This is a genomic window from Embleya sp. NPDC055664 (assembly GCF_053618075.1).
Genome location: NZ_JBSHGZ010000005.1, coordinates 239,406 through 253,929 on the forward strand (window position 1 = coordinate 239,406; position 14,524 = coordinate 253,929).

Here is a 14,524-nt window from a genome sequence, read left to right on the forward strand (position 1 = left end):
GAGGGGAAGCCGGCGCCCGACGCGTGCTGAATGGTTCGGTGCGTCATGGCTTCTGGAGAGAGGCCTCTCAACGAGGTCAACTTCTTGACTGTGGCCGAGGTGGCCGCGGTGATGCGGGTGTCCAAGATGACGGTGTATCGCCTGGTCCACAGTGGCGAGATGCCGGCCATCAGGGTTGGTCGGTCCTTCCGAGTTCCGGAGCAGGCCGTCCACGACTACCTGCGAGACTCCTACGTGGAAACAGCGTAGGGGGGCATTACGGACCGCCTCGTTTAGAGGTGGGCCGGGGCGGCGAGTAGGCTGACCCCCAGTTGTGCGGGCTGATCCGGCTCCGCGCGGTAGAAACGTCACGTGAGCGAGGGTTGTCGGTGGGCTCTGTCATCAAGAAGCGTCGCAAGCGCATGGCGAAGAAGAAGCACCGCAAGCTTCTCAAGAAGACGCGTGTGCAGCGTCGCAACAAGAAGTAGGCATCCCACCGGCTTGCGCCGCTGAAGCCTTGGGCGACCGCCCGCCGCGCTCCCGAAACGGGGGCGCGACGGGCGGTCGCCGTGCGTTCGGGCGCGGGTGCGCGCGGCGGGATGGACGCGCCAGGTTCGCGCCCCGGCCGCCGCGTCCCGGGGCCGGGCCCGGCGCCTTGGCCCTGGCGCCTCGGGTCCGGTGCTCCGGGACGCGAGGCTCGGCTCCGACGCTTCGCGCTCGGGCCCCGGGTTCGAAGGCTTGGGTTCGAAGGCTCGGGTTCCACTCTCCGAGTTCGCTCTGAGTCCGCCGCCCCGGGGCCCAGCGTCCCGAGTTCGTGCCCTCGGGTTCGGCGCCCTGGGTTCGCGCCCGAACCCGCGCTCCGAACCTGTGCCCTGGGTTCGCGTCCCGGGCCGGCGCTCCGGCCCCACGCTCCGAGCTCCGGCCCCGCGCCCTGGGCCTACCCTCCGAGCCCGTGCTCCGGCCGTCCCGCGCCCCGAGCCCGCGTCCCGGCCCCGCGCCCCCGGCCCGCACTCTGGGCCCGTGCTCCGGCCGTCCCGCGCTCCGGCCCCGAGCCCCGGGCTGGCGCCCCGAGCCCGCGCTCCGGCCCCGCGTCCGGCCCCGCGCCCCGGGCCGGCGCTTCGAGCCCCCTTCGGCCCCGCGCCCCGAGCCTGCGTCCCGGTCTCGAGCCTGCGTCCCGGCCCCGGCCCCGGCCCGCGCCTTGGGCTTGCGCTCCGAGCCCGCGCTCCGGCTCCGCGCCCCGGGCCGGCGCTTCGAGCCCGCTCCGGCCCCGAGCCCCGAGCCTGCGTCCCGGCCCCGCGCCCCGGGCCGGCGCTTCGAGCCTGCGCTCCGGCTCGCGCCCTGGGCCCGTGCTCCGGCCGTCCCGCGCTTCGGGCCGGTGCTTTGCGCTCGGGCTCGCGCTCTGAGCTCGGGTTTCGGGTCCGGGTTTCGGGTTTGGGGTTTGGGTTTGGGCTTTGGGGTGGGGGTTGGAGGTGCGGGGTTTGGGGTTTGGGGCCGGGTTGTGGGGGTGGGGTTTGTGAATGGCTTGTTAATGGGTGGCCCGGTGGGGGTTTGTGGGGCGTGCGTACGGTTACGTTGGGAGCTGGTGGCTCGGGGTGCGCCTACCGTAGGGGTCCGAGTGTGTCGTGGATTTGGTGCGGGCCGGGTTGGGTTGGGGAGGGCGCAGGATGGGGCGTGTCGTCCTGGTTACCGGGGTTGCCGGTGATCCTGGGGCCGGGTTTGTGCGGATGATCCGTGACGAACCCGATGTCGACCGGGTGATCGGGGTCGACATGGTGGCGCCCGTTTCGGAGCCGGCCGGTGTGGACTTCGTACTCGCCGATATTCGCAACCCGATGATCGCCAAGGTGGTCGCCTCGGCCGCCGTGGACACCGTGGTGCACCTGAGCCCCAGTGAGCTGCCGCCGATTCGGGGCGGAGCGGTCTCGATCAAGGAGACCAACGTCATCGGCACCATGCAGCTGCTCGCCGCGTGCCAGAAGGCGCCGTCGATCCGCCGTCTGGTGGTGCGCTCGACCACCGCCGTCTACGGCGGTTCGCCGCGCGACCCCGCGCTGTTCGCGGAGGACACCGAACCGCGCGTGCAGCCCTCGGCCGGCTGGGCCAAGGACGCCGTCGAGATAGAGGGCTACGTGCGCGGCTTCGCCCGGCGTCGGCCGGATGTCGCCGTCACCGTGTTGCGGTTCGCGCCGCTGCTGGGGCCGCGTACCGACTCGCCGATGGGCGCCTACTTCGCGCTGCCGGTGTTGCCCACGCTGCTCGGCTACGACCCGCGCCTGCAGTTCGTGCACGAGGACGACCTGCGCGAGGCGCTGCGGATCGCGATGCTCGCCGATCGGCCGGGCACGTACAACATCGCCGCCGAGGGTGTGCTGTTCCTGTCCCAGGCCGCGCGCCGATTGGGCCGACCGGTGGTGCCGTTCCCGGCGGCGGCGGTGGGTCTGGTCAACCAGGGTTTGCGGCGCGCGGGTTCGGTGCACCTGTCCGCCGAGCAGGTACGCCTGCTCACCCACGGGCGCGTGGTGGACCCCGCGCGGGCCCGGGAGAAATTGGGCTTCGTCGCGGCCAGGAGCACGGCCGAGACGTTCGCCGACTACGCCGAGGGTCGTCGTTCGACCGGCCTGCTCGACCCGAGGCGCCTGGCCCAGGTGCCCGATCGACTCGCCGACCTGCTGCTCACCAGGAGGAACCCCGATGGGTGAGGCCCGCATCATTCCCTTCGACGGCGCCACTTCCGGAGCGCGCCCGCCCGCGCCCCGGTCGGGGCGTCGGCCCACCCGGACCGCGCGTGCGGTCCGGGTACCCGAGCCGGTCGAGGGGGAGGTGCCGGTGCGATCGATCGAGGCGCGACCGGGTCGAAAGCGGGCGGAATCCGCGCAGCCGGCCGAGCCGGGGCCGGCGGAGACGGGATCGGCGGACCCGGACGCATCCGAGGTGGGGCCCCGGCGCGCGCCGGGATCCGGGCGCTCGTTGTTCGGGTCGCTCGCGGGCGCGATCGGCGGGGTGGTGGGTGGCGCCGCCGCCGGACTCCTCGACGGCGTGGCCGGACCTGGCTGGGAGGATCGCGCCGCCGACGGACTGGCCTTCCTGCGCCGCCGGATCACCGGTGAGTACGAGGTGGACGAGTTCGGCTTCGATCCCGAACTCAACGACAAGCTGATGGCCGCGCTGCGGGTGGTCTACGAGCAGTACTTCCGGATCGAGGTCAGCGGCCTGGAGCACATTCCGGCCGAGGGTGGTGCGCTGATCGTGGCCAACCACTCCGGCACGCTGCCGGTGGACGCGCTGATGACGCAGGTGGCGGTGCACGACCACCACCCCGCTCGGCGCAATCTGCGGCTGCTCGCCGCCGACCTGGTCTTCCAACTGCCGCTGGTGGGCTCGGTGGCGCGCAAGAGCGGACACACCCTCGCCTGCCACGCCGATGCCGAACGGCTGCTCGACAAGGGCGAGTTGGTCGGCGTGTGGCCCGAGGGCTACAAGGGCCTGGGTAAGCCGTTCGCGGAGCGGTACAAGCTTCAGCGCTTCGGGCGCGGCGGCTTCGTGTCGGCGGCGCTGCGCACCGGTGTGCCGATCGTGCCGTGCTCGATCGTGGGCGCCGAGGAGATCTACCCGATGGTCGGCAACGCGCGTACCCTCGCGCGCCTGCTCAACCTGCCCTACTTCCCGATCACCCCGACCTTCCCGCTGCTCGGCCCGCTCGGCCTGGTGCCGCTGCCGACGCGGTGGCGGATCGAGTTCGGCGCGCCGATCCACACCGACGCGTATCCGGAGGAGGCGGCGGACGACCCGATGGTCGTGTTCAACCTGACCGACGAGGTGCGCGAGACCATCCAGCACACGATCTACCGGCTGCTGATGCAGCGGCGGTCGGTCTTCTTCTAGATCGGGTCCGGCTCGGGTTCCGGAACCCGGAACACGAAGGCGGCGCGTGGACGGTGGTCCGCGCGCCGCCTTCGGTGTTGCCCACCGGCGCCGTCAGCTGTGTGGCTCCTCCTCGGCGGGGCCGAGCAGGTTGAGCCCGATGCCCGGCAGGCCGGGCAGCAGGGGCGGGAGGATCTGACCCTTGGGCGTCTTCGCCGGGGCCGGGGTGCCCCCGGAGCCGTCGGACCGGTCGGAGGGGTTTGCCGCCGGAGGGCCGCCGAGCAGCGGGATGTTCAGCCCCGGGAGCAGGCCGCCGTCCTGCTGCGGCTGCTGTCGCGGTGCGGCACCGCCCGTCGTGGTCGAGCCGCCCTGCGACGGTGCGCCATTGGTCGCGCCGCCACCCAGGCCCGGGAGCCTGGGGACGAGCGGCACGCCGCCGGTGCCCGGTGCGCCGCCCGGGGCGGTACCGGGCGCGGCCGGTGCGCCGTCGGTGTGCCCACCGGTGCCGGGCTTCGCCGAACTCCGGCCGGGAGTGCCCGCGATCGGGGCGACCTGCTCGTTGATCGCGGTGAGCAGCGTGCGGACCCGGTCCCGCTCGGAGTGCAGCTCCGGCGGGAGTCGGTCGCCGATCCGCTCCATGCGCTCGTTGCCGGAGCGGGCGAAGTCGGCCAGGTTGCGCATCGACCCGTCGCTGCCGCTCTTGCGGAAGTGGTCGGTGAGCAGCGCACGGCCCTTGTCGGCCTCGTCGCGCCAGTCGTCGAGCACCTGCCGCAGATGCCGCACGGTGTCCTTGTCGGGGCTTCGCCCGGCCCGCCTGAGCAGCCGTTCGGCCTCGCCCATCCGGGTGTCGGCCTGTTGCAGGTAACGCTCGCCGCGTTCGTGGTCGTTGTCGGCGAGCGAGATCTTGAAGTCTTCGACCGTGCGCTTGACGCCGTAGGTCAGGTCGCCGGGCAGCGCGTCGGAGCTGGCGTAGGCCACCCCGCCGAGACCGCCGCCGGTGACCACCACGAACGCGCCGGCGATCGCCGCCCGCCGCCGCCAGCGCACGGTGCGCGGCGGGGCCTGCGACTCCCGGCGGCGATGTGCGCCGCGCGGTGCCGGCACGGTGGCCGCACCCTCGGTCGCGGGCAGCGCCGCGGCCTCGTCCAGCAACCGTTGCCGGAGCGCGGTGCGAAAGTCCGCGCTCGGTACGGGTGCCGCCGAGGACCGCTCGCGCAGCATCTCGGCGGTCCGCAGCAGCGGTACCAGCGCGGGCAGAGGCTCCGCCGATCGGTTGTCGCGGTCGTTCTCGTCGAGGGCTCGCGCGAAGGCGCTCGCGGGTCGCCGATCCAGGGCCGCAATGCTCACAGGCCGCACCTCCTCTCCCCGGATGTCCGTCCAGGGAAGTCTCCGGGTCGGGGGCCACAGGGCGGCTCCCCGCCGCAACGATCCCCGAAGGGGGTCGCTATCGGGGAGAACGAGCCGCGGACCCCGAAGGTTACGGAAGTGTGATTCACCGCACGTCCTCGGGCAGGAGACGGGCGAGCGTCCGTACGGCGCGGTACTGCAACGTCTTGATCGCCCCCTCGTTCTTACCCATGATCTGTGCGGTCTCCGCGACCGATAGACCCTGCAGGAAGCGCAGGGTCACGCATTCCTGTTGCTGGGGGTTGAGCTTGTGCACGGCGTCGAGCAGGGCCGCGTTGGACAACGATTCCAGGACGCAGTCCTCGGGGCTGGACTCGACCTCGTTGGCGTCGAGCATCTCCCCGGTGGTGACCTCCAGGCGGAACCGGCTGGACTTGAAGTGGTCGGCGACCAGGTTGCGCGCGATGGTCACCAGCCAGGCGCCGAAGTCGCGACCCTGCCAGGTGAAGGTGCCGATCCGGCGCAGCGCGCGCAGGAAGGTCTCGCTGGTCAGGTCCTCGGCGACGGCGCGACCGCCGACCCGGTAGTAGATGTACCGGTAGACGGTGTCGAAGTAGTTGTCGTAGAGCTGGGCGAACGCGTCGCCGTCGCCGTCCTGGGCGAGTTCGACGAGGGCCATGATGCGGCGGGCCTCGCCGTCCGGACCCGGGCCCCGGGTGTAGCCGGAGCCTCGGGTGGGACGGGTCGGTTCGGTGGTGCCGGCGCGCGCCGCGAGGGCGAGGCCCACCGGCCCGGCCGAAGTCGCGCGACAGACACCGGCGCCGTAACCGGCTGTGGCGGCGAAACCGACGGACGGGGGGGCAAAGCTCGCGCACACCGCCGCACGCAGTGTCGCCAGCCCGGACACGTCAACCCGGACGATTCGGTGCACGGGACTCCCTGTTGCTTCAGCGGTAATTACGTTCGGTGCGGAATCGATCACCCATAGTAGGGAACTTGGATACCGCTGTGCGCCGATCGAGAATAACGCTTAGTAAAGGAAGGGATACCAAGTGTGCCCATCGGCGTTGTGAAGCTACCGGGATCGACCGCTGATGTGTGCTCTTTGCGTGTTTGTCGGGTTGTCGCGTGTCAGGTGTGCTATATGCGGACAACTCGCCGCTGGTCGGGCGGCGCCGGGCAGCCCGAACGGACCCCCTCGCCGCAGGTCGCGGGGGGTGTGTGGAGCCGGGGTCGGGTGCTCAGATCCGGGTCGGCACCCGCCGCCGAACGGCGGTTCCGGCGGCCACCGCGCCCGCGACGGCGCCGATCCCGGCGGCGGCCGGCAGGCCGATCCGGGCGGCCTTGCGACCGGTGCGGTAGTCCTTCACGCGCCACCCGTGCGCCCGGGCGTGGCGGCGCAGTCGGGCGTCCGGATTGACCGCGCAGGGATCGCCCACCAGGGTCAACATCGGTATGTCGTTGGCCGAGTCGCTGTAGGCCGAGCAGTCGCCCAGGTTCAGCCCCTCGCGGGCGGCGAGCGCGCGGACCGCCTCCGCCTTGGCCTCGCCGTGCAGCAGTTCGCCGACCAGGCGGCCCGTGTACACGCCGGCGCGGGTCTCGGGCACGGTGCCGAGCGCACCGGTCAGGCCCAGTCGGCCGGCGATGGTGTCGGCGATCTCGATCGGCGCGGCGGTGACCAGCCAGACCTGGCGGCCCGCGTCCAGGTGCATCTGGGCCAGCGCCCGGGTGCCCGGCCAGATCTTGTCCGCCATGCACTCGTCGAAGATCTCCTCGCCGATCGCCCGGATCTCCTCGACCGTGTGCCCCTTGGCGAACGACAGCGCGCTCTCCTGCGCGTCGCCCACGTGCCCCATGTGCTCCCCGCCGAGTCGGAACCTGGCCTGCTGCCAGCCGAACCGGGCGATGTCGCGGGTGGTCAGGAACCGGCGTGCGTACAGGCCCCGGGCCAGATGGAAGATCGACGCTCCCTGCATGACGGTGTTGTCCAGGTCGAAGAACGCGGCGCCGATCCGGGCGGGCGCATCGGCCTCGCCCGGGGCGCGTGCCGGGGCGCTCGCCTGTGCCGCGGCCGCCGCCGCCTCGCCCGCCCGCACGGCGTTGTCGTGGTTGTTCTCGGTCCTCGATCGCCGGCGCAAGAAAACCATGGTGTCGAGCCTAGTAGGCCCGTATTGCGCTCGTGTGGCGCCGGTCTTGCGGGTGCGCGCCCCATCGGTGAAGCGCCGCCCACACCCTGGGGTCGGGAGGTGGTCTCCCGGTCGGCCCGCGGTGGGGAGACAATCGAGGACGTGAATCCTTTCCGTCGCCGCCCCGACGCCGCGACCCGCTCCGTGACGCTGTTGAGCAAGCCCGGCTGTCACCTGTGTGACGACGCCCGGGTCGTGATCGAACGGGTGACCGCGGAGCTGGGGGTGACCTGGACCGAAGTCGACATCACGCAGGACGCGGACCTCCGGCACAAGTACTGGGAGCAGATCCCGGTGACCCTGGTGGATGGCGAACAGCACGATTTCTGGCGGGTCGACGAGCGGCGGCTGCGCAAGGCGCTCGGCGGCTGAGTCGGTCCGAGGCGGGTCCGCGTCGATCCGATGCGGTCACGGTCGGTCGTCCGCCGGTGGAGGGGGCCGACCGGGGGACGAATCGCCGACACGTACGGTGGGGAGGTGGATGCGATCGGTCACCACGACTACGCACGGGCCATGCTCGAGTCACCTCATGTGATCGAGTTCACGCCCGACTTCGGAACCAAGGCGTGACGAGCATCACGACAGGCGCGCAAATCGGACACCTACTTTGTGCGTACGTTCACAAAAGCCTAACCTGGCAATCGAAATCCCAGGTCCCACCCACAGGAGCAGCGTGGCTACAGGGCGTACCGAGCGACCGGCGCAGCGGGGACGTGGCATCCCCGAGGCGACGGTGGCGCGGCTTCCGCTGTACCTCCGGGCGCTCAGTGCGCTGTCGGAGCGGGGTGTTCCCACGGTCTCGTCCGAGGAACTCGCCGCTGCCGCCGGGGTGAATTCGGCGAAGTTGCGCAAGGACCTGTCGTATCTCGGCTCCTACGGCACCCGCGGGGTCGGTTACGACGTCGAGTATCTCGTGTACCAAATCTCGCGTGAACTCGGGCTCACCCAAGACTGGCCGGTCGCCATCATCGGCATAGGAAATCTGGGTCACGCCCTCGCCAACTACGGCGGGTTCGCCTCGCGCGGCTTCCGGGTCGCGGCCCTGCTGGACGCCGATCGGGCGGTCACCGGGCAGCGGATCGCGGGCATGGCGGTGCGGCACATGGACGACCTCGAGCAGATCGTGCGCGAGGACCACGTGTCGATCGGCGTGATCACCACGCCGGCACCGGCCGCGCAGGAGGTGGCCGATCGACTGGTCGCCGCCGGCATCACGAGCATTCTGAACTTCGCGCCCACCGTGCTCTCGGTGCCCGAAGGGGTGGACGTGCGCAAGGTGGATCTGTCCATCGAGTTGCAGATCCTGGCCTTCCACGAACAGCGCAAGTCCGGTCTCGACCCCGTCGCGGGGCCGGTCCCGGCGCGACCCTCGAAGCCCGGGGAACGCGGCGACCTCCCCGAGGTGATGCCCGCGTGACCGGCTGTCGCACGGGTATCGCGCCCGCGAACACGGCGATCAACGGTAGGAAGACACCATGAGTGTCCTGGCGGTCGGCCTCAGCCACCGAACGGCCGAGGTCGGTCTCCTGGAGCGGGTCTCGGTGACCGGGACGGCCCAGGAGGCGCTTCTGCACGACCTGGTGGCGGCCGAGCCGGTCGGCGAGGCGGTGCTGCTGTCGACCTGCAACCGGGTCGAGGTCTACGCGGACGTGGACCGCTTCCACGGTGGCGTCACCGAACTGGGCAACCTGCTGTCGCGGCACACCGGGGTGCCGGTGTCCGAGCTGACCCCGTGCCTGTACGTGCACTACGAGGACCGCGCGGTCCAGCACCTGTTCTCGGTCGCCTGCGGGCTCGACTCGATGGTGGTCGGCGAGGGGCAGATCCTCGGCCAGATAAAGGCCGCGCTCGCGCTCGCGCAGACCCACGGCACCGCCGGGCGGGTCCTGAACGAGTTGACCCAGCAGGCGCTGCGGGTCGGCAAGCGGGCCCACGCCGAGACCGGGATCGACCAGGCCGGTCGGTCGCTGATGACCGTCGGGCTGGCCCAGGCCGAGTTGTCGATGGGCCCGATCGGCGGAAGCCGGGCGCTGGTGGTGGGCGCGGGCTCGATGAGCGCGCTGGCCGCCAAGACGCTGCACCGCGAGGGCGTGGGCCACATCGTGGTCGCGAACCGCACCTACGCGCGTGCCGAACACCTGGCCGAGGCGGTCTCGGGCCGCGCGGTGCCGATGTCGGCGCTGCCCGAGGCGCTGGGCTCGGTGGACCTGGTGGTCTCCTGCACCGGCGCGGCCGGCCTGGTGATCGGTCGGGACGAGATCGAGGCCGTGCTCGCCGCGCGGCGCGAGCGTGGGGTCGAGCAGCCGTTGGTGCTGATCGACCTGGCGCTGCCGCGCGACATCGACCCCGGCGTGCGCGAGCTCGACGGTGTGGTGCTGATCGACCTGGAACTGCTCGCCGAGGTCTCCGCCGGTACGGCCGGCGAGGCCGACGTGGAACTGGTGCGCAAGATCGTCTGCGAGGAGGTCGCGGCGTTCGCGACCGCGCGGCAGGCGCAGCAGGTCGCGCCGACCGTGGTCGCGCTGCGCAGCATGGGCTCGGACGTGGTCCGGGCCGAACTGGAGCGGCTGGTCGGCCGGGTGCCGGAGATGGACGAGCGGGTGCGCGCCGAGGTCGAGCAGACCGTACGGCGCGTGGTGGACAAGCTGCTGCACGCGCCGACCGTGCGGGTCAAGCAGTTGGCCGGCGAGCCCGCCGGTTCGTCGTACGCCGACGCGCTGCGGATGTTGTTCGATCTCGACCCGGGCACCCCCGAGGTGGTCCGCCGGGCCGACACCCCCGACAGCGTGGAAGGTGTGGCGTGAGCGAGGCACCGTTGCGACTGGGCACCAGGCGAAGCGCCCTGGCGATGGCCCAGTCGGGTCATGTCGCCCAGGCCGTCACGCGCCTGACCGGCCGCGCCGTCGAACTGGTGGAGATCACCACCCAGGGCGACGTCTCGCGCGAGCACCTGACCCGGATCGGCGGCACGGGCGTGTTCGTCAACGCGCTGCGCGACGCGCTGCGCGCCGGCGAGGTCGACTTCGTCGTGCACTCGCTCAAGGACCTGCCCACCGGCGAGCCCGAGGGCATCACCCTCGCGGCCGTCCCGCAGCGGCACGATCCGCGCGATGTGCTGGTGGCCCGGGACGGGCTCGCGTTGGCCGAATTGCCGGCCGGATCCCGGATCGGGACCGGCTCGCCGCGCCGTGCCGCGCAGTTGCGACTGCTCGGCCTCGGCCACGAGATCCTGCCGATCCGCGGCAACGTCGACACCCGGGTCGGCTACGTACGCTCGGGCAAGCTCGACGGCGTCGTCCTGGCCAGGGCCGGTCTCGGCCGCCTGGGCCGTGCGGAGGAGGTCACCGAGACCTTCGATCCGCTCCACATGCTGCCTGCCCCCGGTCAAGGGGCATTGGCCGTCGAGTGCGCGGCACACGATGCCGCCCTCGTCGAACTGCTCGCCGGTTTGGACGACTCGGACACCCGAGCCGCCGTACTGGCCGAGCGCACGCTGCTCGCCGTCCTCGAAGCCGGATGTTCGGCTCCGGTCGGCGCCCTCTGCGAGGTCGCCGAAGGCGAGCAGGTCACCGAGCTGTACCTGCGGGCCGTAGTCGCGAATGTCGACGGCACCGACAGCGTACGGTTGTCCGCCACCGGAACCCTCGACGAGGCGGAGAAGATCGGGCGCGAACTCGCGGCCGAACTCCTCGCCCGAGGGGCCTCCGGTTTGATGGGGGAGCGCGTCCCTTGAGCCCCAGAGCGAAGAAGAAGCCCAGCGGCATCGTGACCTTCGTGGGTGCCGGTCCCGGCGACCCGCGACTGCTCACACTGCGGGCCATCGAGGTGCTGGCAGAGGCCGACGTGGTGGTCGCCGACGAGGCGACGCTGCGCCAGGTCCTGTTCCACTGCAAGAGCGGGGTCGAGGTCCTGGACCCGGTGACCGGCGACGACGGGGAACTCCTGTCCGCCGTGGCCCGGGCCAAGGTCGTGGTGGCCGCCGCGCGATCGGGCAGGCAGGTGGTCCGGGCCGTGGCCGGCGACCCGTGCGTGGACCAGTCGGTCATCGACGAGGTCACCGCGGTCGCGAAGGCGAAGATCGTCTTCGAGGTCGTGCCGGGTGTGCCGGTCAGCACGGCCGTGCCCACCTACGCGGGTATCCCGCTGCACCCGACCAAGGGCAGCGGCGGTGTGCGCGTGCTGGACATGGCCGAGGGCACGATCGACTGGGCCACGGTCGGCTCCGTCGAGGGAACCCTGGTGCTGCGCGGCGCGCTGGACTCGATCGCCGAGATCGCCCAGGAGCTGGTCGCGGGCGGGCGCAAGCCGGCCACGCCGGTCGCGGTCACGATCAACGGCACCACCACCGAGCAGCGCACCCTGGTGAGCACGCTCGCCCAGGTCGCCTCGGACGTGCGGGCCGCGAAGATCACGCTGCCGGCCGTCGTGGTCGTCGGCGAGGTGGTCGCACAACGCGACACTCTGTCGTGGTTCGAGACCAAACCGCTGTTCGGGTGGAGGGTGCTGGTCCCGCGGACCAAGGAGCAGGCGGTCACGCTCTCCGAGCAGCTGCGCTCGTACGGCGCGGTGCCGCACGAGGTGCCGACCATCGCGGTCGAGCCCCCGCGCACGCCGCAGCAGATGGAGCGGGCGATCAAGGGCCTGGTGACCGGCCGCTACGAGTGGATCGCGTTCACGTCGGTCAACGCCGTGCGCGCGGTGCGCGAGCGGTTCGAGGACTACGGCCTGGACGCGCGTGCCTTCGCGGGCATCAAGGTGGCGGCCGTGGGCGAGGCGACCGCGCGGGCGCTGGTCGAGTTCGGCGTCAAGCCGGACCTGGTGCCCTCGGGTGAGCAGTCGGCCGCGGGGTTGCTGGAGGACTGGCCGCCGTACGACCCCGTCTTCGACCCGATCGACCGGGTGTTCCTGCCGCGCGCCGACATCGCCACCGAGACCTTGGTGGCCGGTCTGGTCGAGCTGGGCTGGGAGGTCGACGACGTCACGGCGTACCGCACGGTGCGCGCGGCGCCGCCGCCGGCGGACACCCGCGAGGCGATCAAGGGCGGCGGCTTCGACGCGGTCCTGTTCACGTCGTCCTCGACAGTGCGCAACCTGGTCGGCATCGCGGGCAAGCCGCACGCGGTGACGGTGATCGCGTGTATCGGCTCGGCCACGGCGAAGACCGCCGAGGAGCACGGGCTGCGCGTGGACGTGCTGGCGCCCGAGCCGTCGGTGGCCGCCCTGGCCGAGGCGTTGGCGGAGTTCGGTACGGCGCGACGGGCCGCGATGATCGAGGCGGGCGACCCGGTCACCCGGCCGAGTGAGCGGCGGCCGGGGTCGCGGCGCAAGGCGAAGTAATCGCAGTACTCGTGGTGAATCCGCCGGCTGTGGTGGTTTCGGCGGATCGGTGAGAAAGGCCGATTGGCTCATGTCGTACCAGGCTGACGCATCGTCAGGGTTTCCCGCGCACCGTCCTCGGCGGTTGCGCACGTCCCCGGCGATGCGCCGGCTGGTCGCGGAGACCCGGCTGCATCCCGCCGACCTGATCCTGCCGCTGTTCGTGCGCGAGGGCGCGAGCGAGCCGGTGCCGATCTCGTCGATGCCGGGCGTGGTCCAGCACACCCGCGACTCGCTGCGCAAGGCCGCGCACGACGCGGTCGCGGCGGGCGTCGGCGGGCTGATGTTGTTCGGCATCCCGTCGGTCAAGGACGCGGTCGGCTCGGCCGGGTTCGACCCCGAGGGGGTGCTCCAGGTCGCGATCCGCGACGTGGTGGCCGAGGTGGGCGCGGACACCGTGGTGATGTCCGACCTGTGCCTGGACGAGTTCACCGACCACGGCCACTGCGGCGTGTTGGCTGCCGACGGCTCGGTGGACAACGACGCGACCCTTGAGGCGTACGCGCGGATGGCCGTGGTGCAGGCCGACGCGGGTGTGCACATGGTCGGACCGAGCGGGATGATGGACGGTCAGGTCGGGGCGATCCGGCGGGCGTTGGACGACGCCGGGTACCTGGACGTGGCGATCCTGGCCTACAGCGCGAAGTACGCGTCGGGGTTCTTCGGTCCGTTCCGCGAGGCGGTCGAGTCGACGCTGCAGGGCGACCGGATGACGTACCAGCAGGACGCGGCCAACTCCGACGAGTCGGTGCGCGAGGTGCTGCTGGATGTGGCCGAGGGCGCGGACCTGGTGATGGTCAAGCCGGCGATGTCGTACCTGGACGTGGTGCGGCGGATCGCGGACGAGGTGCACGTGCCGGTGGCGGCGTACCAGGTCAGCGGCGAGTACGCGATGGTCGAGGCGGCGGCGGCGAACGGCTGGATCGATCGGGACCGGGTGATCCTGGAGACGCTGACGTCGATCAAGCGCGCGGGGGCGGCGTCGATTTTGACGTATTGGGCTACCGAGGTGGCGCGGCGGGTGCGGTAGGGGATCACTCGTTCGGGTGGTGGGCGGCCGGGGAGCGTTAGCGCGACTCGGGTGACTCGTAGGGTTGGCGAGAACCTGTCCGCCACCGGCGACCGTGACCCACACTGGGGTGAGGAGGTGTTTCCCGATGGCGATTGCGACGCATGAGCCGATGGTGACTACTTCACCGTCCGGTGACCTCGATGAGCTTCTGTGGCGGGCCTGGAAGGCGTTGACTCTGCCCAAGGGACTCCGCGCCGAGATCATCGAAGGAGCCATCGAGGTGTCTCCCACGGGCTCCCGCCGGCACGCCATGATCGCCAACCGGCTACGGCGCGCCTTGGATCGGCACCTCGAAACCGATGTGCTGTCCGCCTTCCAGGACGGCAATGTCCTGGACGGCCGCAAGGTCTACATCCCGGATCTTTTCGTCGCGCCCGACGACTTGGACGAGGCGCCCGACGCCGACGGTCTGGGCGTGGATGTTTCCGGAGTGGTGATGGTCGCGGAGGTCGTGTCTCCGGGGAGCGAGGCCAGTGATCGCGATCGTCGGCGCAAACGCCGTGCATATGCGCGTGCCGGAATCGAGATCTACGTCATCATCGACGACTTCGACGGCTCCGGGACGGTGACCGTGCTCGCGGATCCCGACTTCCGGAAGGGCGACTACGGATCCACCCTTCACGTCGAACAGGGGACGCCGGTCGCCATTCCCAGCGGCGCGTTGAAGGGCTTCACGATCGGTCCGGAGATCACGGCGCGCTGA

General features: G+C 71.6%; 14 protein-coding genes. 11 read left to right on the top strand and 3 right to left on the bottom strand.

All coding sequences use genetic code 11. The annotated features are described in order from the left end of the window. Positions 1–45 precede the first annotated feature (45 nt). From ACWGR4_RS11265 to ACWGR4_RS11280, 4 genes are all read left to right on the top strand, one after another. A complete protein-coding gene (locus tag ACWGR4_RS11265) occupies positions 46–249 on the top strand; it encodes a helix-turn-helix domain-containing protein (RefSeq protein WP_020549639.1) in 204 nt (67 codons plus the stop codon). Positions 250–368: 119 nt separating this feature from the next. Next, the gene (locus ACWGR4_RS11270; protein ID WP_012854759.1) at positions 369–467 is read left to right on the top strand and encodes a 30S ribosomal protein bS22; all 99 of its coding nucleotides are present in this window, start codon (positions 369–371) and stop codon (positions 465–467) included. A gap of 1,176 nt (positions 468–1,643) precedes the next feature. Next, positions 1,644–2,678 (top strand): NAD-dependent epimerase/dehydratase family protein, encoded by a 1,035-nt coding sequence (locus ACWGR4_RS11275; RefSeq protein WP_379999129.1) that lies wholly within the window; start codon positions 1,644–1,646, stop codon positions 2,676–2,678. Further along, positions 2,671–3,861, top strand: coding sequence for a 1-acyl-sn-glycerol-3-phosphate acyltransferase (locus tag ACWGR4_RS11280; protein ID WP_452132022.1), 1,191 nt, complete (start codon positions 2,671–2,673; stop codon positions 3,859–3,861). Before ACWGR4_RS11275 ends, ACWGR4_RS11280 begins: the two co-directional genes overlap by 8 nt. Positions 3,862–3,954: 93 nt before the next feature. On the opposite strand, the gene ACWGR4_RS11285 is transcribed toward ACWGR4_RS11280, so the two are convergent. The 3 genes from ACWGR4_RS11285 to ACWGR4_RS11295 all read right to left on the bottom strand — a co-directional run bounded on the left by ACWGR4_RS11285 (position 3,955) and on the right by ACWGR4_RS11295 (position 7,334). After that, positions 3,955–5,187: a DUF5667 domain-containing protein gene (locus ACWGR4_RS11285; RefSeq protein WP_379999133.1), complete on the bottom strand. Its 1,233-nt coding sequence runs from the start codon at positions 5,185–5,187 to the stop codon at positions 3,955–3,957. 145 nt (positions 5,188–5,332) lie between these two features. Beyond that, positions 5,333–6,118 carry an ECF subfamily RNA polymerase sigma factor, BldN family gene (locus ACWGR4_RS11290; protein WP_380035185.1) on the bottom strand — a complete coding sequence of 262 codons (786 nt, stop codon included), beginning with the start codon at positions 6,116–6,118 and terminating at the stop codon, positions 5,333–5,335. Positions 6,119–6,428: 310 nt separating this feature from the next. Beyond that, a complete protein-coding gene (locus ACWGR4_RS11295; protein ID WP_379999137.1) occupies positions 6,429–7,334 on the bottom strand; it encodes an HAD family hydrolase in 906 nt (301 codons plus the stop codon). Positions 7,335–7,475: 141 nt separating this feature from the next. Between ACWGR4_RS11295 and ACWGR4_RS11300 the strand changes: the two genes are divergently transcribed. From ACWGR4_RS11300 to ACWGR4_RS11330, 7 genes are all read left to right on the top strand, one after another. Further along, positions 7,476–7,745 (top strand): glutaredoxin family protein, encoded by a 270-nt coding sequence (locus ACWGR4_RS11300; protein WP_379999139.1) that lies wholly within the window; start codon positions 7,476–7,478, stop codon positions 7,743–7,745. A 301-nt stretch (positions 7,746–8,046) separates the two neighbouring features. Beyond that, positions 8,047–8,790 (top strand): redox-sensing transcriptional repressor Rex, encoded by a 744-nt coding sequence (locus ACWGR4_RS11305; protein WP_078976624.1) that lies wholly within the window; start codon positions 8,047–8,049, stop codon positions 8,788–8,790. Between the two features lie 58 nt (positions 8,791–8,848). Next, the gene (locus tag ACWGR4_RS11310) at positions 8,849–10,177 is read left to right on the top strand and encodes a glutamyl-tRNA reductase (RefSeq protein ID WP_452132023.1); all 1,329 of its coding nucleotides are present in this window, start codon (positions 8,849–8,851) and stop codon (positions 10,175–10,177) included. Then, entirely contained in the window at positions 10,174–11,106 is a 933-nt protein-coding gene (hemC, locus tag ACWGR4_RS11315) for a hydroxymethylbilane synthase (protein ID WP_379999143.1), read from the top strand. Before ACWGR4_RS11310 ends, hemC begins: the two co-directional genes overlap by 4 nt. After that, complete coding sequence (locus ACWGR4_RS11320) at positions 11,103–12,710, top strand: bifunctional uroporphyrinogen-III C-methyltransferase/uroporphyrinogen-III synthase (RefSeq protein ID WP_379999145.1); 1,608 nt, start codon at positions 11,103–11,105, stop codon at positions 12,708–12,710. The genes hemC and ACWGR4_RS11320 overlap by 4 nt, the downstream gene beginning before the upstream one ends. Before the next feature lie 70 nt (positions 12,711–12,780). Next, a complete protein-coding gene (gene hemB / locus ACWGR4_RS11325; RefSeq protein ID WP_452132024.1) occupies positions 12,781–13,779 on the top strand; it encodes a porphobilinogen synthase in 999 nt (332 codons plus the stop codon). Between the two features lie 94 nt (positions 13,780–13,873). Continuing rightward, positions 13,874–14,524 carry a Uma2 family endonuclease gene (locus tag ACWGR4_RS11330; RefSeq protein WP_452132025.1) on the top strand — a complete coding sequence of 217 codons (651 nt, stop codon included), beginning with the start codon at positions 13,874–13,876 and terminating at the stop codon, positions 14,522–14,524.

Bases quoted from the DNA above. Each gene is read 5' to 3' on its own strand.
- ACWGR4_RS11265 (WP_020549639.1), top strand. From the start codon at position 46: ATGGCTTCTGGAGAGAGGCCTCTCAACGAGGTCAACTTCTTGACTGTG.
- ACWGR4_RS11275 (WP_379999129.1), top strand. From the start codon at position 1,644: ATGGGGCGTGTCGTCCTGGTTACCGGGGTTGCCGGTGATCCTGGGGCC.
- ACWGR4_RS11280 (WP_452132022.1), top strand. From the start codon at position 2,671: ATGGGTGAGGCCCGCATCATTCCCTTCGACGGCGCCACTTCCGGAGCG.
- ACWGR4_RS11295 (WP_379999137.1), bottom strand. From the start codon at position 7,334: ATGGTTTTCTTGCGCCGGCGATCGAGGACCGAGAACAACCACGACAAC.
- ACWGR4_RS11310 (WP_452132023.1), top strand. From the start codon at position 8,849: ATGAGTGTCCTGGCGGTCGGCCTCAGCCACCGAACGGCCGAGGTCGGT.
- hemB (WP_452132024.1), top strand. From the start codon at position 12,781: ATGTCGTACCAGGCTGACGCATCGTCAGGGTTTCCCGCGCACCGTCCT.